General features: G+C 35.5%; 22 protein-coding genes. 9 read left to right on the top strand and 13 right to left on the bottom strand.

The genetic code is table 11. The annotated features are described in order from the left end of the window. Nucleotides 1-36: 36 nt before the first annotated feature. From MHH37_RS09210 to MHH37_RS09195, 4 genes are all read right to left on the bottom strand, one after another. Complete coding sequence (locus MHH37_RS09210) at nt 37-1146, bottom strand: L-dopachrome tautomerase-related protein (protein ID WP_342575996.1); 1110 nt, start codon at nt 1144-1146, stop codon at nt 37-39. A 363-nt stretch (nt 1147-1509) separates the two neighbouring features. Next, nucleotides 1510-2622 carry a GerAB/ArcD/ProY family transporter gene (locus MHH37_RS09205; RefSeq protein ID WP_342575995.1) on the bottom strand — a complete coding sequence of 371 codons (1113 nt, stop codon included), beginning with the start codon at nt 2620-2622 and terminating at the stop codon, nt 1510-1512. Nucleotides 2623-2645: 23 nt separating this feature from the next. Next, complete coding sequence (locus MHH37_RS09200; RefSeq protein ID WP_342575994.1) at nt 2646-3863, bottom strand: Ger(x)C family spore germination protein; 1218 nt, start codon at nt 3861-3863, stop codon at nt 2646-2648. A 1-nt stretch (nt 3864) separates the two neighbouring features. Further along, nucleotides 3865-5490: a spore germination protein gene (locus MHH37_RS09195; protein WP_342575993.1), complete on the bottom strand. Its 1626-nt coding sequence runs from the start codon at nt 5488-5490 to the stop codon at nt 3865-3867. A 169-nt stretch (nt 5491-5659) separates the two neighbouring features. Between MHH37_RS09195 and MHH37_RS09190 the strand changes: the two genes are divergently transcribed. The 3 genes from MHH37_RS09190 to MHH37_RS09180 are packed head-to-tail and all read left to right on the top strand — an operon-like array spanning nt 5660 to nt 7403. Next, nucleotides 5660-5869, top strand: coding sequence for a hypothetical protein (locus MHH37_RS09190; protein ID WP_008407170.1), 210 nt, complete (start codon nt 5660-5662; stop codon nt 5867-5869). Nucleotides 5870-5881: 12 nt separating this feature from the next. After that, on the top strand, nt 5882-6244 hold the full coding sequence (locus MHH37_RS09185; RefSeq protein ID WP_342575992.1) for a spore coat protein: 363 nt from the start codon (nt 5882-5884) through the stop codon (nt 6242-6244). A gap of 22 nt (nt 6245-6266) precedes the next feature. After that, nucleotides 6267-7403: a zinc-dependent alcohol dehydrogenase gene (locus MHH37_RS09180; protein ID WP_342575991.1), complete on the top strand. Its 1137-nt coding sequence runs from the start codon at nt 6267-6269 to the stop codon at nt 7401-7403. A 313-nt stretch (nt 7404-7716) separates the two neighbouring features. Here the strand turns inward: MHH37_RS09180 and MHH37_RS09175 are convergent, their stop codons facing one another. The 3 genes from MHH37_RS09175 to MHH37_RS09165 form a co-directional block, all read right to left on the bottom strand. Continuing rightward, nucleotides 7717-8202 (bottom strand): NUDIX domain-containing protein, encoded by a 486-nt coding sequence (locus MHH37_RS09175; protein ID WP_342575990.1) that lies wholly within the window; start codon nt 8200-8202, stop codon nt 7717-7719. Nucleotides 8203-8256: 54 nt separating this feature from the next. After that, nucleotides 8257-8712, bottom strand: coding sequence for a GNAT family N-acetyltransferase (locus MHH37_RS09170; RefSeq protein WP_008407175.1), 456 nt, complete (start codon nt 8710-8712; stop codon nt 8257-8259). Between the two features lie 182 nt (nt 8713-8894). Beyond that, the gene (locus MHH37_RS09165; protein ID WP_342575989.1) at nt 8895-9878 is read right to left on the bottom strand and encodes an iron-siderophore ABC transporter substrate-binding protein; all 984 of its coding nucleotides are present in this window, start codon (nt 9876-9878) and stop codon (nt 8895-8897) included. A gap of 149 nt (nt 9879-10027) precedes the next feature. Between MHH37_RS09165 and MHH37_RS09160 the strand changes: the two genes are divergently transcribed. From MHH37_RS09160 to MHH37_RS09150, 3 genes are read left to right on the top strand one after another with little or no spacing between them, the layout of a single operon-like run. Further along, the gene (locus MHH37_RS09160) at nt 10028-11029 is read left to right on the top strand and encodes an iron ABC transporter permease (protein ID WP_342575988.1); all 1002 of its coding nucleotides are present in this window, start codon (nt 10028-10030) and stop codon (nt 11027-11029) included. Further along, a complete protein-coding gene (locus tag MHH37_RS09155) occupies nt 11026-12075 on the top strand; it encodes an iron ABC transporter permease (protein WP_342575987.1) in 1050 nt (349 codons plus the stop codon). Before MHH37_RS09160 ends, MHH37_RS09155 begins: the two co-directional genes overlap by 4 nt. A 1-nt stretch (nt 12076) precedes the next feature. Then, on the top strand, nt 12077-12865 hold the full coding sequence (locus tag MHH37_RS09150) for an ABC transporter ATP-binding protein (RefSeq protein ID WP_342576234.1): 789 nt from the start codon (nt 12077-12079) through the stop codon (nt 12863-12865). A 403-nt stretch (nt 12866-13268) separates the two neighbouring features. Here MHH37_RS09150 and MHH37_RS09145 read toward each other — a convergent pair whose 3' ends face one another. From MHH37_RS09145 to MHH37_RS09130, 4 genes are all read right to left on the bottom strand, one after another. Next, nucleotides 13269-13721, bottom strand: a complete 453-nt coding sequence (locus MHH37_RS09145; protein WP_342575986.1) for a GNAT family N-acetyltransferase — start codon at nt 13719-13721, stop codon at nt 13269-13271. A 44-nt stretch (nt 13722-13765) separates the two neighbouring features. Next, entirely contained in the window at nt 13766-14098 is a 333-nt protein-coding gene (locus tag MHH37_RS09140) for a hypothetical protein (protein ID WP_342575985.1), read from the bottom strand. A 61-nt stretch (nt 14099-14159) separates the two neighbouring features. Continuing rightward, nucleotides 14160-14582 carry an RND transporter gene (locus MHH37_RS09135; protein ID WP_342575984.1) on the bottom strand — a complete coding sequence of 141 codons (423 nt, stop codon included), beginning with the start codon at nt 14580-14582 and terminating at the stop codon, nt 14160-14162. A 91-nt stretch (nt 14583-14673) separates the two neighbouring features. Next, nucleotides 14674-14865, bottom strand: a complete 192-nt coding sequence (locus tag MHH37_RS09130) for a hypothetical protein (RefSeq protein ID WP_342575983.1) — start codon at nt 14863-14865, stop codon at nt 14674-14676. Between the two features lie 299 nt (nt 14866-15164). Here MHH37_RS09130 and MHH37_RS09125 point away from each other — a divergent pair, with 299 nt between their 5' ends. Beyond that, nucleotides 15165-15650, top strand: coding sequence for an NUDIX hydrolase (locus MHH37_RS09125; protein ID WP_342575982.1), 486 nt, complete (start codon nt 15165-15167; stop codon nt 15648-15650). A 316-nt stretch (nt 15651-15966) separates the two neighbouring features. Here the strand turns inward: MHH37_RS09125 and MHH37_RS09120 are convergent, their stop codons facing one another. Continuing rightward, a complete protein-coding gene (locus MHH37_RS09120) occupies nt 15967-16578 on the bottom strand; it encodes a zf-HC2 domain-containing protein (RefSeq protein ID WP_342575981.1) in 612 nt (203 codons plus the stop codon). Between the two features lie 367 nt (nt 16579-16945). Here MHH37_RS09120 and MHH37_RS09115 point away from each other — a divergent pair, with 367 nt between their 5' ends. Then, nucleotides 16946-18064, top strand: coding sequence for an ABC transporter (locus tag MHH37_RS09115; protein ID WP_342575980.1), 1119 nt, complete (start codon nt 16946-16948; stop codon nt 18062-18064). Between the two features lie 12 nt (nt 18065-18076). Further along, entirely contained in the window at nt 18077-19288 is a 1212-nt protein-coding gene (locus MHH37_RS09110) for an ABC transporter permease (RefSeq protein WP_342575978.1), read from the top strand. A 128-nt stretch (nt 19289-19416) separates the two neighbouring features. Here MHH37_RS09110 and MHH37_RS09105 read toward each other — a convergent pair whose 3' ends face one another. Next, nucleotides 19417-19680, bottom strand: coding sequence for an IS3 family transposase (locus MHH37_RS09105; RefSeq protein ID WP_342575977.1), 264 nt, complete (start codon nt 19678-19680; stop codon nt 19417-19419). Between the last annotated feature and the right edge of the window lies 1 nt (nt 19681).

The following is a 19681-nucleotide window of genomic DNA, read 5'->3' as shown; positions in this document are numbered from 1 at the left end:
TTATTAATTGCTTCTTCTTTACCTTAAAATGGTAGTTCACTGTAACCGTTTTGAAAAGGTAGGAGCAGGGAATTCATCAATTCTCATACGAAGTAAACTATATGGTTTTTTCCTGAGGTCTCTTCCATAATGAAATCTTGCCTGCCGGTGTAATTGATTCACAATGACATATAAATACTGATCGGGGCCAATCGAAAAAGTATCCGGCCATAAAATTCTAGGATCATGTGCGATAGTTTCCATTTCACCATTCGGTAATAATTTCCGGATACTGTTATTTTCATAATCTCCCGCATAAACTGTTCCTTTTTCACTGGTGATCATTCCGTCAGACGCACCTTTTTCGCCCCAATACTGTACATATTGGGATAAATTCATGTCCAGAATACTTCTGTCTCTTAGTGCTTCTGTTGAGATCGAGAACAATTGACGGCTAGTTAGTGGAGCATAAAATAACACCTTTCCATCAGGAGAAATCGCTAAACTATCGGAAGCCAATCTAAAGGGAAAAGTCGTGCCGTCCGGATTTCGATTCATCAATATTTTACCTTCTACTTTCGGTAAAAAATAGGGATCAGGAGAAGTTGATATTGCCCCATTTAACCTTCTAAACGCATTCCCATTATCTAAATCTAGAACGATAATAGCCCCTGGCCCTCTTGAAGAAGAATCTGTTATATAGGCATACCCTCCTCTTCCAACTCGAAAATCCAAACGAACATCATTCAGGTAAGTTGTTGGTAAGACAACATCCTTTGTAAAAAGATATATTCTCTTTATTGTATTCGTACTTAAATCAACAGCTACTAATTTTGCTCCCCCTAAAATAGGTTCAGAAAAATTGGGTGCCCCTGTATCTAGTACCCAAAGTGTCCCTCTTCCATCAGCAACTATACTTTGGACACTTACGAAAGACATTGCACTATTACCTGTATTATTTATATTGGTTTCTAAATTGGGATAGGGCATCAATACGCCATCCACAATTTCCCCCACAGTAAATTGAACTTCATCTCCCCATTTCGGAAAGCAAACAAAAATACGACCGGTTTCGGAAATACTGACACCTGTAGGCATTGCACCATAAAAAGCATGCACCAGTTCAAACTGTCCAAAATATTTTTCCATAGGTAACATAGGTTGCATGATATCCTCCTCACTTATTCTAACGGATATCAACTATATATGATGAAAAAATTTTATTGTGCGCGGTGCACCATATTACACAAAATCCTAAATTGGAATTTTTGATTATTGTTTCTTACTTCTTTTTATAAGAAATAAACGAATTGAACAATAAACCCAAATAATGATAAGGAAATAAAAAATAATAATTTCAGTTACCTCCATCACCAAAAAAGGATTTACGGCATTCTTAAATGAAGTTTTTAAGTCAAACCCTAAAAGACTGTCCATACCAATAGAAATGCCAGATAATAATAAGAACATCAAAATGGAAATACCGAGGATTTTCAATCTTTATCACACTCCAAAAGCGAAAATTACCATTTAATTACGAATACGTTTGCGTTGTTTATTCCTGTTCTTAAAAAAAACAATACTAAGAAGAAGAACAGGAATAATCACTTGAAAAGGAAGATGCACATACAATGGGACAATCTGTAATCCTTCATAAACATGTTCAGAAAAATTGCTGGCAATGGTTATAGATAAAACTAACAGGAGCAACCCCAATGGATACGCCAACTGAGCTGAATTTTTTATATTGAATAAATTTGCAGTGCCTACCATCGAAGCATAGAAATACATACTGATTTTAAAGAAACCTCCGATTACCGTCGATAGCATAAATGTAATATCTAGCCGTTGTAAAAAACCTGCAAATTCAATGGTTTGTATGGTTGAAAGTAGGGGGAAATGTGATCGTGAAATGAGGTTTACACCGAGTACACTGATGTTCATAGCCATAATTAGCGCTATGATCAGTCCACTCAGACCTAGTCCAAGTAAACCGGTTTTCATCGCCTTTGATTTTTGGTTCAAATAGGGCAATACCATGGCAAATACAATGACTTCACCAAAAGGGAAAAATAGGGTTTGGGTAAATGCCGTTTTTATAACAGGCTTTATTCCTTCTTCGAGCATTGGTTCTAGGTTAGATATTTCAATAAGGCCAGAAATAATAATTAAAACGGTGCCACTTATGCCAATCAACATCATGATTATAAATAGTAGTTCTCCTGTTCGCGCAATAACCTCAATTCCTTTACTAATTGTATACACAACCACTAATACCATCAGTACATTCATGATAAACAATGGTGTTTGCGGATAGAAAACAATGATTAGCATTTCTCCAAAATCCCTTAGGACTCTCGCTGCAATATACATAAAATAAAGTACATATAAAAAGGCCAAAACCTTTCCTAAAAAACTCCCTAATATTTGCTGTATATATTCAGTAAGCGGAATTTCCGGATAATATGAATAAAGGCTATGATAAATCCAAAATAAACAACAGCCTCCTGCCAGTCCAATCAAAACTGCCAGCCAAGCATCCTGTTTCGCTTCAATAGCAAGAGGGACTAAAATGGCACTGCCAATTTCAAATAAGAAAATGAGCACGAAAAGTTGATACGTGCTAATTTTTGCCTTTTCCAATAAATCCCCCTCCACTTCAGTGCTTAATCTTTCAAATTCGATAAAATTGAATTTGATCTTAGGCCACTACGCCTAACAAAAGCTTCAACTTTTACTTGTATGTTTAGTTCTGGAAAGTAAGTGTTGTTCCAATCATTTTTCAGTTTCTTCCACTTTTTAGGGTCGGTACGATGAACTTCTTCGCCAAACCCAAAAATATCGGTTTTATTTTGTTGTGTACGTTTAATCGTATCAACTAACTGTGTCTTGATTTTTTCTTCCAGTTCTTTTTCTAATTCCAATAAAACTTTTGGATCCTTCAGGTTAATCGGTTCCCTTACTTCGCGAACATCACCTTCAGCACGTACATGAATTGTAATGGTAGGAATGTCATTTGTTGTGTCTGCAGAAACCTTTGTTTTTTGCCGAAGAACATGGTAAACGATGACGTTTTTCTTTTCATCCCTGTCCAGTTCTACATCAGTTTCTTTGATTTTATCCAGTATCCATATTACCCCTTTGGCCATATCATCTTGATACCAGTCAATCAACTTTCCTTCTTTGAATATGGCCACTCCATCTGCTTCCAGAGTAGTATCGAGTTCTGATTTCTGGACATTCTCCATACTTTTCCCAAGCTCAATATCTCCATTCATACTAAAACCACTGATTACCGGTTCTTTCCCTTCGGAGGTAAGTGCCTTAATAGCATCCTGAAGAGTCACTTCCAAATTTACACCCCTAGATTGTTCAGTAACTTCCAAAGTTCCGTTCACTTTATCAGCTGGAATTTTATCAACGGCTGTCAAAGATTTAAGCAAATCGCCAGCTTTTGTATTATGAGCAATCACAACCCTGGCTGTTGATCGGATTTCCGGATCCCGTTCGAAGGCATCTAAAACATTTTCTAGTCCATCCTCTCGTACAACATCTTCACTCAATACAATTAAATTTGCATGAGAATGATACAGCTTTCGAGAGATTTTGGCTGATGCGTTGAAATGGGCTTCAAGTACACTATCTCCTGTTGCAGAGTAAACGGTAACAGCAGGACTTTGCCCACCACCTCCCCCCTGTAGCCCCCCTGCTACATTTGATGGATTAATCAGTTGAATGGTCTTGATGTATTTCCCCTCTTCATTTTTATCAATAGACGTGGCGGAAATGATTGCCAGTTCATTTAACTCTTTTTGACTCCAACAACCCGAAAGAAATGAGATACTTGCTATTATTAAGTAAAGAGAAATCGGTTTACGATTCATTTCATTCTCCTTTCTCATAGTCAGAACTATTCATGGTACGAGGTTCTGGAGGGTGTGGTTTCTGATTTTCCCCTTGCCGGACCTTATTTCTGCCACTAATTAACTTTGGTCTTTTCTTGTAATCCCAAAGTTGTCTTCGGACAATGGTATCCCCAACTTCTTCTTTAATGAATGGTGCAAGGGGTGTCATATATGGAACACCAAATGAACGTAAGCTGGATAAGTGGACGACAAGGATGATAAACGCCAGAATCATTCCGTAAAAACCGAACGTTGCTGCGCTGACCATAAACATAAATCTAACCAAACGTGCAGATATTGCAACCGCATAAGAAGGGGTTGCAAAACTGGCAATCGCAGTAATAGAGACGACAATGACCATAACTGGTGAAACAATGCCTGCCTGAATCGCTGCTTGCCCAATGACAAGCGCACCAACGATGGAAATCGTAGAACCTATCGCTTTTGGCATTCTTAATCCTGCTTCTCTTAAAATTTCAAATGTAATTTCCATGATGAGCGCCTCGACAAATGCAGGAAAAGGAACAGATTCTCGCTGAGCGGCTACAATGACGGTTAGTTTTGTTGGAATCATCTCCTGGTGAAAGGTAGTCGCAGCGATGTAAACTGCAGGTCCGATCAAGGATATAAAGAAGATGATGGTACGCAATAAACGAATGGCTGTTGAGATGTCAAAACGTTCATAGTAATCCTCGACCGATTGAAAAAAGTCAATAAATAAGGCTGGTACCATCAGCACAAAAGGTGTCCCATTTACGAAAATGGCAATCCTCCCTTCAAGAAGATTACCTGCCACTCCATCTGGCCTATCTGTATGATGTATAGTTGGGAATGTGGTATTTGTCTGATCTTCAATCAGCTGTTCTATAAATCCGGATTCCAGAACGCCATCGATGTCAATTCTTTTTAAACGTTTGCGTACTTCTTCGATGATTTCATTTTTTGCTATGCCATTTATATACATGATGGAAACATCTGTTTTTGTCATTTTGCCAATTTTCATAGTTTCAATCCACAAATCTGGCGTATTGATAATCCGACGTACCAAAGCGATATTAGTCTCAATTGATTCAGTAAACGCTTCTTTCGACCCGCGAATAGAAACATTGGTAGTCGATTCTTGAATGGAACGTCTTTCCCCACCTTGAGTACTGACACTTAGAGCTGCGTTATTGCCCTCGATAAATATAATCGTATTTCCTGACATCAATTCTGTGAATAGTTCGTCCCAGTCCCTTGATTTTTTTATCCCACCGACAGCCACAACATCTTCGGCAATCACATCGATTACCTCCTGTTGAGTATTCTGTTCTTGGGATGCAGGAATATCTATCATCGCTTCTATTAAAAAGTCGTTAACAGTTTGATTATCTATCAGCCCTTTAATATACACAATTTTCGTTTTAACCTTAGGGTATTTCCCCAGTTTAACCGGTCTGATTACAATATCTGAACTATTTCCTGTTCTTTTTTTAATGATTTCCACATTCATGGACAATGAGGTATCGATGTTATTCGACGATTTATCAGTAGATTCAGTAGGGCTATTTCCCTGCTGATTTTTACTATTCTTCATTTCCCTTTTCCCTTTAAAAAATGAAAACATGGCACCGATACCTTTCTTTGCTTTTCTACAGTTATTTCAATCATATCGTCCTTTTATACACTTTAGTATCTTCATTTCTAATCCAAAACCTAAATGTATATATAGACTTCTACAGGGTAGACTTTCATCGTGGTAACTTTTTAAAGAAAAATCAGGAGGTGTGCTTAACGTGTTAGAAAAAAAATTAGCACTTCATGAAACAATGGAATTTCATGAAGTCATAAACTTTATGACAACGAGTTTACTCAAATCGAAGCTGAGTCAAGGGGTTGTCTTTGATGATGATTTAAGAGCCTTATTAGACAAAAATGTTAAATTATCTACCCCAGCACTCACTGCCATGGTTAAGCTTTACTCTAAATCAGAATTAGAATATTAGGAGGACATTGATATGCAAGACTATTTAGATCCTATAAATTCAGTTGGAATGCCTGAACTAACTGATTCGGGAGTTGCTCTTGAGTTTTTACTTACTACCAAAACGGGTATTCGAAATCTTTCAATCGCCTTAACCGAAACAGCTTCCCCTGCAATTCAAAAAATCATGAGAACTCAGCTAGATGTCATGATTGATTTATATTTTGAGATTTCTGATCTAATGCAAAAAAAAGAATGGCTGAAGCCCTTTAATCTTGAAGGTCAAAAAGAACTGGATATTAAATCTGCAGAAAATGCGATTAGTATTGCACAGTTGGAATTATTTCCTAAGAGCATGAACCGCAAAGGAATGTTCCCTACCCCACCAAAAAATTAACTAAAAAAGAGGGATATTTTAAATGAAAGCTGTTACTTATCAAGGTGTTAAAAATGTTGAGGTTAAAGAAGTAAAAGACCCTAAAATAAAAAAAGCCGATGATATTATTGTCCGCCTAACAACAACGGCCATTTGCGGGTCAGACTTGCATTTGATTCATGGAATGATTCCAAATCTTGGACAAGATTATGTTATTGGCCATGAACCGATGGGAATTGTAGAAGAAGTCGGTAAGGATGTGACGAAGGTAAAAAAGGGTGATCGGGTTATTATTCCTTTTAACATTGCCTGTGGTCAATGCTGGTACTGCAATCACGAGCTGGAAAGTCAATGTGATAATTCCAATGACAATGGTGAAATGGGTGCCTACTTTGGCTATTCAGACACTACAGGCGGTTTTCCGGGAGGACAGGCAGAGTATATGCGCGTTCCCTATGGCAATTTTCTCCCTTTCAAAATTCCGGAAAAATCAGAAGTTCCTGATGAAAGTCTCGTTCTACTTGCCGATGCTGCCTCTACAGCTTTTTGGAGTGTAGAGAATGCCGGTGTAAAAAAAGGAGATACGGTTGTTATTCTTGGCTGCGGACCAGTTGGGCTATTGGCGCAAAAATTTACTTGGTTAAAAGGTGCGGAAAGAGTAATCGCAGTTGACTACATCGGATATCGTCTCAAACATGCAAAGAAGACAAATAAAGTGGAAATCGTTAATTTTGAAGACCATGAAAATTGTGGTGAATATTTAAAAGAGATTACAAAAGGCGGCGCAGACGTTGTCATTGATTGTGTCGGGATGAGCGGAAAAATGACGCCTCTAGAATTCCTTGCAAGTGGCGTAAAACTGCAAAGTGGCGCTATGGGAGCGATAGTCACAGCCAGTCAAGCTGTACGTAAAGGTGGAACAATTCAAATTACCGGTGTTTATGGTGGGCGATATAATGCCTTCCCACTCGGTGATATCTTCCAACGCAATGTAGCGATACGTACTGGACAAGCACCAGTTGTTCATCTTATGCCTCATGTCTATAATTTAATTGCTGATGGTAAAGTGAATGCAGGTGATATCATCACACATGTCCTCCCTCTCGAAAAAGCAAAACATGGCTATGAAATATTCGATACAAAACAAGAAGATTGCATTAAAGTGGTTTTAAAACCTTAAATTTAGTGTGTAGGTACTTTTGTCTCTGTTATTTCAAAAGTACCTTTTCATTATTGGAAGAGCTATTCTAATGTAAAAACTGCCTTTAATTATTACATATTATTACCCCAACCATTCTTCAAATCTAGTCCTAAAATGAAGATGAGCACTTATCCTTATTTATTTCAAAGATAACATCAGATTGTAGAAGTTATAAATTAAAGCATAACTATAATGGTATAAGACCGTTGTGTATTCCTTGCGTAAAATCGTTTTTCTGTGTCCCTCAAAAGTTTAGTTTGGAACGGTATATGTATAAAATTTCATACGTCATTTATTGTATAGCACAGTCCATTATTTCCTGATAAAGCCCATTCCATTTTGGATAATAGTCGGAAATACCATTAGGGTTTATAAAAATACGTCGGGTAGATTCATATTTACCTTCAAATGGTAACAATTTTGTGATATTCATTTTGTAGAAAACCTGATAACCGATTTTAGGATATGGACTGCCTTCTGTCCACATTGGATTTTCGCAATGGTCTACAATTATATGTCCCAATAACTCACATTCCCCTTCAATATAGCCCTCTTCCAAAGCTTCCCGTTTAAAGCATTCCTCTGGAGTTTCCTCTTGTTCGATGTGTCCTCCCGGAAAATCCCACCCTCGATCCTTTAAGTCGACTAGTAACAGTTGATCTTCTTGAAAACAAAAACCGTGTACACTTGTAATCAAATTAGATTGAGGAAGTAAAGTATTTTCTTCCCAAGTTAGTTTAACTCTTGATTTGCCCCAATTAACATAAGTTGCAGTCATTTTTCTCCTCCATTAAAAAAGCTTCTTATTTTCTACTGAATTTGAATAAAGGTTTTAACGGTGTCCATCTTTCCTAGCTTGTATATAGCCATAATATACACAAGTACCATGGGTTGATACATCTTTTACTTCCAATCCGCAGCCCTCGTAAAATTTAAAATTGTTTGCTGAAGTGTGCGCAAACCAATCCCCATGCGGAAGTTTTTGAATACATAACTCAACAAGTTTTTTCCCTAACCCTTTGCCTCTATATTCTGTTAAAACGACTAAATCCATTATATTTGCTGCCATGATTTGATCGGATATCACTCTCACCATTGCAATCATTCTCTCATTATCCCAAACAGTAAATGCCCAAGTGGAATTTTTAAAGATGAGTGAGTATTTTTCTTTTTGCCACGATGGAATATTTTTTGCCCATCCAGCGTCTTTAAACAAGGACTCAACAAAGTCGGCTGGAATCCCATCAGTACCTTCTCTAATTACGAAACCATTAAAATATTGATACATTTGCGCTACTCCTTCCAGTGATAGGTATTACATAATGATTAGATAAGAAGGCGGTATTTTCCTCTAATTTGTTTGTAATTATTTTCGAATAGCTTCACCATGCATTTTTACCTTCAATCTAAATAAAAAACAGACGTTTTAGAATTGCAATGTAACCAATTCTAAACGTCTGCTCTTTCAAATTAAGGAGCTAATAATTCTTGAATTTCTTCAAGCATTTTTCGAGCTGCTAAAATACCACCTGCTGTATTCCAAACAGCATCATTCACGCTAATAGCTTTGCCATTTTTTACTGCATTAAGATTTTGCCATAATGGATCAGCTGTCCATTCAGCTTCTGTTGCAGATGCTGAATCGTCGCCTGTTGGCAGATAAGTAAAGTAGAATAGCAAATCCCCATCCATTTGTGGAATTAATTCTTTACCGACTTCTACTGCCATTTGATTATCTTTAGTAAATAAATCTGCTTGCTCTCCTACGCGATTAAAGCCTAATTCTTTTAAAATAACACCTGAAAATGAGTCAGTGTAATAAATTCTAGAAGTGCCTGATAAGAAGCGAACGACAGATACAGATTGATTAACTACATCGCCTAAAGATTCTTTTGTTTCTTGAATCTTAGCATCATAATTCGCCAATACTTCTTCGCCTTTATCTACAGCATTAACTGCTTCTGCATATAATGTGAAATTATCTTTCCATTGTCCTGTTAATGTTTCAGCAAAAACTGTCGGCGCAATTTTACTTAAGTTTTCATAATCAGCTTCTTGACGGATTTTATTACCGATAATTAAATCTGGCTTTAACTTAGCAATCGCTTCTAAATCGATAGCTGTTTCTTGCCCTACAACTTCTACTCCATCCATTTGTTCTGCAATATGTTCATACCAAGGTTCACCTGACCATGAAGATACCGCGCCAACCGGTTTAATTCCTAAAGCAAGTAATGCTTCTGTTCCTTCATTTGTTAGTACGACAATTTTTTCAGGTGTTGATGTAATATTTGTAGAACCCATCGCATGCTCTACTGTATATGATGTAGATTTTTCCTCTTTCGGCTCAGCACTGCTTGCCTCTTGGGTTTCCCCTGAATCGCTACACGCAGCCAGAACACAAACTGTTAACAGTAATAAAATTCCTAAGACCTTACTAAATGACATTTTCATACTTTTCTTCCTCCGATATGTGTGTTAGTATTATTGTGCTAATACATAATTGATAATGATTATCATTTTCCAACAGTTTAAATCATATTTGACTAGGAATCTTCTGTCAACATATTTTTTAAATATTCATTCTAATCAAAGGAATTCATATGATGAAAAGTAACTTATCGAAAGTAATTCTATTATTATTTGGTTTTATTATGATGATAATAGGGATCGTGCTAAGTATTACATATGGCTATGCTAATACGAATCTACATACAACTTGGGAGGCATTTTTTCATTTTAATAAAAGTAATGAACATATCATTATTCTTAAGCATCGTTTACCTAGGGCGCTTATTGCCACTTTTGTTGGAGCTTCTCTTGCAATAGCTGGTGCTTTACTTCAAACAATGACAAGAAATCCTTTAGCCTCTCCAGGTATTTTAGGAATAAATGCTGGTGCCGGCTTATTTGTAGTATTTGCTATAAGTATTTTACAAATGACAAGTCTCTTTAGTTTTACATTAGTCGCATTTTTAGGTGCGGCTATTTCGGCCCTTAGTATTTTAGCGATTAGTTCTATTGGTCATGGAGAAATGATGCCTATGAACTTGACTTTAGCCGGGACTGCTCTAGGTGCGTTGTTTTATTCCATAACTCAAGGCTTGTTAGCGATCAATGAAGCACAGCTCGATCAGGTATTATTTTGGCTTGCGGGATCTGTACAAGGAAGGGATCTCCAAATGCTATGGGTAGTACTGCCTTTTTTTGCTATAGGCTGGCTTATTACTGCGATTATGGCGAAACAATTGAATTTGTTGTCTTTAGGTGAGGATGTCGCAAAAGGGTTAGGATTGAATGTTCTAAGAACCAAGTTATTAATTGTACTCATTGTTGTGCTACTAGCTGGAGGTTCAGTTGCAATCGCTGGACCAATAAGCTTTATCGGTTTGATCATTCCGCATATTGCACGCAAAATAATTGGTACGGAACATCAATGGTATATTCCGTTAGCTGCACTTCTTGGAGCGATATTATTACTATTTGCAGATTTAGGTGCACGCTATATCATCATGCCACAAGAAGTACCCGTGGGCGTCATGACTGCCATAATTGGTACGCCAATCTTTGTATATATAGCTAGAAAGGGATTTAATAAAGGATGAAAAAGTTAATAAACTTACAATCAAATTATTTTTCACAATTAGTAGATTTAAGCGCTGTAAAAAAGCTATTCATATTACTGCTTATAGTTGCTTTAACATTTATTTTGAGTTTATCGATTGGTGATTCCTTTATTTCTCCGCTTAAAGTTATTTCGATACTCTTTGGTAAAGGTTCCGCATTTGACACACTAATCGTTCAAGAATTTCGAATGCCACGAATTTTTATCTCATTATTTGCTGGTATGGGTTTAGCAATTTCAGGTGCAATTTTACAAGGAATTATACGTAACCCTTTAGCTTCACCAGATGTAATCGGTATTTCAACTGGTGCAGGCACAGCCGTTGTTGCGTTTTTGGCAATATTTAGCGATGCTAACTCTTCACTAACTGTTAGTATTGAATGGATGCCGTTTGCAGCATTTATCGGTGCTTTAGCTACGGCACTACTCGTCTACAGTTTAGCTTGGAAAAATGGCGTCTCTGCTACACGACTCGTAATGATCGGCGTTGGTATTGCTTCATTTATGCAGGCAGTCACAACCGTATTGATGCTCGTTGGCCCGATTTATCAGGCAAGCAAAGCAAATGTATGGATTACCGGAAGTGTGAATAGTGCGACATGGCAACAAGTGAAAATTATTATTCCCGTAGTCACTTGCTTATTCATCATTACCTTGCTCGTTACTCGTCATTTAAATTTACAGCAATTTGGTGATGATGTGGCAACTAGCCTAGGACAGCATGTTCAAAAGACGAGACTGGCATTGTTACTTTTATGTACCGCTCTTGTAGGGAGTGCCGTCTCATTTGCGGGTACAATTGGGTTTGTAGGATTAATGGCTCCACATATTGCACGAAAATTAGTCGGATCATCCTTTGGTTCGCTAATTCCTGCTTCAGCTTGTATCGGTGGAATTTTAGTTGTACTTGCTGATACGATCGGACGGAGCTTATTCGGTTCTATTGTTGTTCCCGCAGGGGTATTTACTGCCGCAATAGGGGCACCTTACTTTATTTATTTGTTAATAAAAATGCAAAAAAGGTAGGCTGATAAGAATGATTGAAACAAAGCAGCTACAGTTAAATTACGGTGAAAAAATTATTATCGAGCCTTTAGATTTAGTTATGCCTAAAGGAGAAGTCACCGTATTAATAGGTGCAAATGGTTGCGGGAAATCTACACTTCTAAGATCCATTGCTCGATTATTGAAACCCCAAAGTGGATCCATCCTATTAAATAATGAGGATATTACGAAATTGTCCGCAAAAGATACTGCTAAGAGACTAGCCATTTTACCACAACAACCAATGGCACCAGAAGGTTTAACCGTCCTACAATTAGTGAAACAAGGACGATTTCCATATCAAAATTGGCGCAAACAATGGTCTAATGAGGATCAACTCATTGTTGAACAAGCGATTGCTGCCACAGGTTTGATAGAGTTTAAGGATATGGAAGTTGAAAATCTTTCAGGTGGACAAAGACAACGGGCATGGATTGCGATGACTTTGGCGCAACAAACAGATATTATTTTACTTGATGAACCAACAACCTATTTAGATGTCACACATCAAATTGAAGTATTAGATTTATTGTACAAATTGAACAAAGAAAAAAATCGTACAATCGTAATGGTACTGCATGACATCAATTTGGCTTGCCGCTATGCTACCAATATTATTGCCCTCGTTAATAAAGGAATATATGCGCAAGGAAAGCCAAAGGATATTTTGTCTATAAAGCTCGTTCAAGATGTTTTCCAACTAAATTGTGAAATTATAGAAGATCCAATATACGGAACACCTATGTGTATTCCGTATGGAAATAAAAGATAGCCAAGGCATTGTCTTGGTTATTTTTGTTTACTCATATACTCATTTTCGTGAACGTTGTACATAATGCAAAATGGCTAATTTAGTTTATAAATAGCAAATCTTATGGTTTTTGAAAACCCACTGTTGCCATAATCAATATAACAAGATAGCCAACCAAGCCAGCAATATATAAGCCTACTAATGTTAGTCTTATATATCCTTTCACACCGAACATGGCAAATAATAATCCTAAAATTCCTAATCCAAAAGGTAAGTATATATTAGTGCCAACAATTAAGTTAAAAATCTTTTCTTCAAAACGAAAAGGCATTTCTGTAAATAAAAATTAATAACAAAAAAAGAAGTGCGGAAACTACTGAAAAAATTATTCTCAACAAACTATCACTCCATTTTCTCCATTAAATTATTTATTGGAAATCCATTCATAAAGAATATCAGGTAAGTTTTCTTCATTTTCGTGCCCTCTGGAAATGATTTTAAAGCTATTTTTTTCATAAAATCTTCGTGCATTTTCATTTACTTCAAATGTATATAATGTTAATTTTCCACTTGACTGTTCTTTTGCCTTATCAAGTAATGTTTTACCTATACCAAATCCTTGAAAATCAATATGAATGTAAAGTTGGCTGATTTCCCTATCATTATAGGCAATCATACCAACTACTTTGTCATCCATAAGGACTACATCTATTTGATACTGCTCACTTAATATATTATTTAGAAAATATATATGATTTTCAAAGCTATGTCCTTCTTTCTGACCAATAGCCCGTTCCTTACTTTCTCTCCACATTCCCACTGTCTGTTCAGCATATTTTGGATGATACTGGGTTATTATTAAATTGTGCGGGTTCACTACATTACCCCCCTTAGAGTTTTCACTTTTGCATACCCGTGCAGTTATCCACTTTGCCTCTTTTTAATAAAAGTGTAGATATTTAAAATAACTCCGATCACAAACATAACTATTGCATTGAATGCCAGTACTATCGCTATAAATCCTCCTGCAAAGGCTATTCCTTCTCCTGTATTATCCGGATCGGTATTGGTTCTTTTAAAATAATCAATTCCTAAAACTACAAAACTATATACAATCACTGGTACTAAAAGAGCTATAATAATTGCCGAAACCCATAAAGGGAATCTTTTTTTGCGGTATAAATACACTGCTATTCCATCACAAATTAAAATAGACAATATTATAATCAACCAAACAATAGAATCTCCGCTCATATAATCTCCCCTCTTAACGGCATAAACTGGAGTGGCGATATCCGTATGACTTAGTTACTATTTAAGTGTGATTAGCCTTACGAACTTCAAGAAACTTGAACACCAAGTAACAAATGATTAATATTACGCCAACCATGAATGCGATAAGGAAGCCAAATGTCCCTACAAAACCGACCCATCCAATTGTAAATGTAAAGAAAAATAGTAAATAGCATAAACCAGCTATTATGATTGCAATAGGTACATTAAATGGGAATAGTCGTTTCCAACCAAAACATAATAAGGAAGTTGACAGGAAAACTGTAATTAAAATGATTTTGTGTATTATTCCCCATCGGAATCCCGCACGAGACTGTGATTCTTCACCAAACGTAATCTGAGTATTTAAATCATACAGCGTAAATGCTGCTGTTGAAATTCCCACCAATAACATAATAGTGAAAGTAACCCAGTTTATCGTTATAAGAATATTTTTGTTTTTCATTTTTCCTCCCAATTTTTTATTTTTCTCCAAACGAAAAAAGCCGCTCACATAGTCTTGTCTGCTAAACTGCCTGATTGTTGAAGAATGTTTTTCAAATAATGACTGCATTTAATTCAAGATTTGACATAGCAAAAAAGCTGTTTAATCTTTTAACAATACTTTCACGGACTTCGACTTCCTTTTCAGCATCAATCGCTTCAGGATATGCAAAAACAATTCCCATCGTACCCTCATCTGGTGGATTTAACATAACCCCTTTGCCTGTAACAATAGCATTTGTCATTGCTGAAAAATGCAATATTGAGTTTTATAAAATCAATTTTTCTCTTTCTGTTAAAACTTGATTAGAATTTCCATTAACTACTACTTTAAAATATGACATTTAAATCCCCCTTTATATAACAAAACATCCCCATTATCTTACCATTTTTACAACTATTAACTAATAAATCCCTAATATGGTCCTATAATATAAATTGATAACTTATAATTTTTCAAGATCTAAATTTAACAGTTAAAGAAAAATTAAAGTATATATTGTATAATATTACCAAATACATTTTAGTAAGGAGTCAATGTATCGTGGAGGAAACCAAAAATTATCACCGAGCCTTTGGTGTTTATGGGATTTATACAGAAAATGAAAAGCTCCTAGTAATAAATAAAAATGGTGGGCCATATAAAAACCGTTATGACCTCCCCGGTGGTAGCCTAGAATCTGGGGAAAGTTTATCAATTGCAATGAAAAGAGAATTTCTAGAAGAAACAGGCATTGAAATTGAAATTCTAAAAAATATTGGTGTTATTGATTTTCAACTCCCTAACAATTGGAATGGGTTCACAGACTTACATCATATAGCTGTTTATTATTTAGTTAATAAAATAGGTGGAGAATTGAGTGAACCCCTACAATTTGATGGACAAGATTCACTTGGAGCTGTTTGGGTGTCAGAGCAAGATGTATCAGTAGATAACGCTTCGCCTTTAGTCCTTAAAGCATTTGAATGGCTAAAAACAAACACACTAGGTATTGATGCAGAATGTTATAAAGAATGGGAAGTTTATTAATTAATTCGCGCCATTTTGTTGAACAACTTGAACATAATCTCAGCCTGTCTTTTTTTATTTAAATAAGGGCCACCTATACAGGCTCCGGTTATTTAGGATGATCAGAAATCGGAACTCATATGGGAACTACTATGTTTAACCGTACAAACGTATCTTTTTTACTGACATATGGTACCAGGAATAAAACGTATATTTCATGGTACAGATACTTATTCAACAATCTGTCCCTTTAAAGGAAAAAGAGGCCTTTCCTTTATTCAAGGTAAGCGCCCTAATGCTGAGGATATCTATTCAAAATTCTTATCCAAAAATACATTCATACCGCAACAATGGTAAATCTACCTTGTGGTGCTTTGATTTCAATGTAATATTTTTCATTTCTTTTCAAGCCCTCTAATTTCACACTTTTCCCTGCAGGTACTAGAATTTCATCAATGACTATATTGTCATTATCATCTTTTACACTTAATAAAACGTTCTTCCCATTATTCGCATGATTAACGATTTCTTTCCTCCAAAAAATACTATCAAATATTATATAGTTTTGATCGCTAAACTTTATACTCTCCCATTCTTCCCTATCATCTGTTACAGTTGCCAATCCCCACTTGTCTGGGAAGAAAATGTCATTGACTGCCCCAACATCTTGTACTACCCATGCTCCTATTATTGTCACCATAAAAGTAATTGCAATTGCTATTAGTACTTGAATACGTCGCTTTTTATTAATCCGTTTAAAAGGCTCCTTTGCTGCACTTACTTCTTCTGTCATCATTTGAATGCTAGTGTTTGGTTTCTTCATCCTCTGTATATATCGCTGACACTCTTCACAGTGTTCAATATGTTCTTCAACAGCTTCAGCAGTCTCTTTACTACTAATTTCATCAATATAAGAAGGCAATAAATCTTTAATAATATTACAATTCATGCGGATCAATCCTTTCTGATAGTTTTAATTTCGCACGATAACTTTTTCATTGTATTTATATGTAAATTTATATGGTATTATATGTAATATTATAACCGAACTATAAGTATAGGAGGATATAAAAGAAATATGGTCAAGTATCTTCAAAAACATATAGGGATAATACAGCAGAAACCCCCAATGCACATTAAAATAATGCATTAAGTGTTAGATGTATTTCCAATTAGTGGTTTAACCTGCAGTAGGTTTTAAAAAATATTTTCTTGAAATAAATAAATATAATTATAGATATACTTTCAAAATGGGTCTTCTACTTAATAGATACGTAGGCATTGCCATATCAACAATTATTGAGGGAGGTGAAACTGTGTTTGATTCATTAAAAGTAGGGTTACTGATAGAACGATCAAACCAGAGAAATTTAGCTATACTTATTGCCGTTTTAATTATTGTATTTGGCTTTATATTTTACATAAAAGCACAGTCTGTCGGGAATCAAATTTTTGAACAAAAAGGAGACTATTATTCAACACAAGCAATACTTTCACAGTTTCTGGTGAAAGATGCTTCAGAAACAAGTGATAATAGTGATTTATTCAAAAATTTAACTGAGCAGAAAAGGACTATTGCCTTACAAATCGCTTCCCTAACTATGGATAACCAAACTTTATACTATGAGGCCTCACTTCACCTTACAGAATTAAGACAGAAAGCTTTCGATATAGAGGGATATGAAGAAATTTCAGAATTATTTCCTTCTAAAATACAAAATTCTTTGGATCACCTTTATTTTGAGGAGATGAAAGAGGTTGGCAAGGATACGATACTAAATTTATTACAATACATACCATTTTTACTGTTTTTCTTTAGTAATGTCGGTGTTGGTTGGTACATATTTGTCAGTTTCCATACCAGTTCAATTTTAATTGATGACTTTGAACATACTAGTCTAATTCAGGGTTTCCCAGTTCGATTCGATCACTATATTTTATCAAAGTGCATCATATCATTTTCAACTACTATAGCAAGCATCCTACTCATTTTTGTTTGTGCTACTCCATTAGGGATAATAAATGGATTTGGTGATCTTTCAGAACCTGTGGGCATTTATTTAGGAAACGTTAAATTAATTTCCGCACTTCAATATATCGCAATGAGTATAGGTTATATGATTTTGATTTCAATTTTTATTATGCTGCTATCCATTATCTTAAACTTCTTGTTAAAAAATTTGTATTTAACACTATTTGTCCATTTTATTTTATTCTTTTTACCTGCAATTTTCCCAGCACTTATTAGCTTATTCCCCTATAATCCTTTTAATTTCATGAACTTTAATAATATTTTAAGAGGCTTTTCAACTGAATTAATAAAGCCTATCGATATTACGATGAATCTAGGATTAATTATCTTATCTATCAGTATTATATTTATGTTATTTGTCATTAAAACTTTCTTTTCTATTGGAAAGATTGGGAGAGGATAGGAGGGCAACTTCATGTGGAGTTATTTTAAATTCGAGTTTAAGGAATTTTTCCTAAATAAAAAAAACATAGCAGTCTACTTTCTGCTTGTATTTGTGACACTTTATTATGTATTTCAGATAGCTCCTGCTTACAATCCGATAGAAAATGTAAACGAGAAGGAGATTGAGGCACGTTATTTAATGCGTCAAGAATTTTTGAATCGAATGGAAGGGCAAGATTTAAATGGCACCCATCCTTCCGTCCTGCATGCAAGAGATATTTTTAAGGCGATCAATCCTATTGATAAAGGAAGGTTAGACGCATTAAAAGAAGAGGATTTAAATAAATATGCTGAATTGTCGCGTGATTGGTATTTTATAACGAATGCATTTACATATAGAAGTGAATTATTTACCTATAATACAAAGTACTTTATAAAAAATAATGAATATGCTGAAGAAGATGCCTTTTATTCTTATTTAGAGCAAGCTGCCCGCTATGATGCTTATTCAAAAGCAGATTATGCCTTAACTATCGATGCATTTGAACAAAGGACAGCATTTCAAACATTGGAACGTCTCTTAAAGGGGATACTTCCAATAATCTTATTTGTTTGTGTCTTGCTATTGGCTATTGATATCGTTACTAAAGACCGACGTCATCCATCCATTATAAAAGGATTTCCTATAAGCGACTGGAAAAAGCTGCTTGTCAAAATGTTCGTTGTCTTAATAGGTGGCTTTGCTTTACTTGTCCCATTAGGATTTGGTTTCCTTGTTATAGGTTTTCAGACTAGTTTTGGACATCTTCATTTACCGTCGCCAGTGTATGCAGCTCATCTGGAATATCTAAAAGATGGCAAATTTGAAATGATGACATTAGCTCAATTTTTATGGGAATCGGCTATTTTAATTTTTGCATGGTTTATTGTCATTATAAGTTGTGTAGTTTTATGCAGTGTGGTGCTTCGCCAAGAAATGGTTAACCTTATTGTCGGCTTACTAATCATTTTCGGCGAGAATATTTATTTCAGCCGTTATGTAGGTCATTTCTGGGATATTCAAAACTATCCGACATCGTATATACAAGTAGGACAAATCATATCTAAACAGCGAAATTTTTATTACATGAACGATTATTTAGATTTTGGATTGGGCTTACAATTATTGCTCGCCGTAGTAGGTGTGGTAATTATTTTCATTTTATTTGTTACAACAAATAAACGTTACAAACTTATTAAGTAGGAGGGTTATAAATCCGTATTTTTCTGACGATAACCTCATTAATATGTTGTTCAATTATATGGCCCTTAGCTGAAGAAAGCGCAGTTCCTTTTCAAGAAGGTAGTGACCCCTTAAAGTTAGAGTTTTTATTATGCAGCTAATTGGCTGGCATGTTTTCGGTAATTTACCGGACTCATGCCGGCCAGTTTTTGTTTAATGCGAACATTATTATAATAATTGATATACTCATTTATTTTCTTTTGTAATGCTTCATAAGAGATTAATTGTTCTCCATAATACATTTCCTGTTTTAGTAAGCTAAAGAAGTTCTCCATGGCCGCATTGTCTGCGCATGTTGCTTTACGAGACATGCTTTGAAAAATCCTGTTCTGTCTTAATGTTTTCACCCACATA

The sequence above is a fragment of the Solibacillus sp. FSL K6-1781 genome (assembly GCF_038630735.1).
In the GTDB taxonomy this organism is placed as follows: Bacteria; Bacillota; Bacilli; order Bacillales_A; family Planococcaceae; genus Solibacillus; species Solibacillus silvestris.
The sequence above is the reverse complement of the archived record's forward strand: the minus strand, read 5'-3'. Positions and strand labels throughout refer to the sequence as shown.

Bases quoted from the DNA above. Each gene is read 5' to 3' on its own strand.
- MHH37_RS09210 (WP_342575996.1), bottom strand. From the start codon at position 1,146: ATGCAACCTATGTTACCTATGGAAAAATATTTTGGACAGTTTGAACTG.
- MHH37_RS09200 (WP_342575994.1), bottom strand. From the start codon at position 3,863: ATGAATCGTAAACCGATTTCTCTTTACTTAATAATAGCAAGTATCTCA.
- MHH37_RS09195 (WP_342575993.1), bottom strand. From the start codon at position 5,490: ATGTTTTCATTTTTTAAAGGGAAAAGGGAAATGAAGAATAGTAAAAAT.
- MHH37_RS09185 (WP_342575992.1), top strand. From the start codon at position 5,882: ATGCAAGACTATTTAGATCCTATAAATTCAGTTGGAATGCCTGAACTA.
- MHH37_RS09180 (WP_342575991.1), top strand. From the start codon at position 6,267: ATGAAAGCTGTTACTTATCAAGGTGTTAAAAATGTTGAGGTTAAAGAA.
- MHH37_RS09175 (WP_342575990.1), bottom strand. From the start codon at position 8,202: ATGACTGCAACTTATGTTAATTGGGGCAAATCAAGAGTTAAACTAACT.
- MHH37_RS09170 (WP_008407175.1), bottom strand. From the start codon at position 8,712: ATGTATCAATATTTTAATGGTTTCGTAATTAGAGAAGGTACTGATGGG.
- MHH37_RS09165 (WP_342575989.1), bottom strand. From the start codon at position 9,878: ATGAAAATGTCATTTAGTAAGGTCTTAGGAATTTTATTACTGTTAACA.
- MHH37_RS09160 (WP_342575988.1), top strand. From the start codon at position 10,028: ATGATGAAAAGTAACTTATCGAAAGTAATTCTATTATTATTTGGTTTT.
- MHH37_RS09155 (WP_342575987.1), top strand. From the start codon at position 11,026: ATGAAAAAGTTAATAAACTTACAATCAAATTATTTTTCACAATTAGTA.
- MHH37_RS09140 (WP_342575985.1), bottom strand. From the start codon at position 14,098: ATGAGCGGAGATTCTATTGTTTGGTTGATTATAATATTGTCTATTTTA.
- MHH37_RS09135 (WP_342575984.1), bottom strand. From the start codon at position 14,582: ATGAAAAACAAAAATATTCTTATAACGATAAACTGGGTTACTTTCACT.
- MHH37_RS09130 (WP_342575983.1), bottom strand. From the start codon at position 14,865: ATGACAAATGCTATTGTTACAGGCAAAGGGGTTATGTTAAATCCACCA.
- MHH37_RS09120 (WP_342575981.1), bottom strand. From the start codon at position 16,578: ATGAATTGTAATATTATTAAAGATTTATTGCCTTCTTATATTGATGAA.
- MHH37_RS09110 (WP_342575978.1), top strand. From the start codon at position 18,077: ATGTGGAGTTATTTTAAATTCGAGTTTAAGGAATTTTTCCTAAATAAA.
- MHH37_RS09105 (WP_342575977.1), bottom strand. From the start codon at position 19,680: ATGTGGGTGAAAACATTAAGACAGAACAGGATTTTTCAAAGCATGTCT.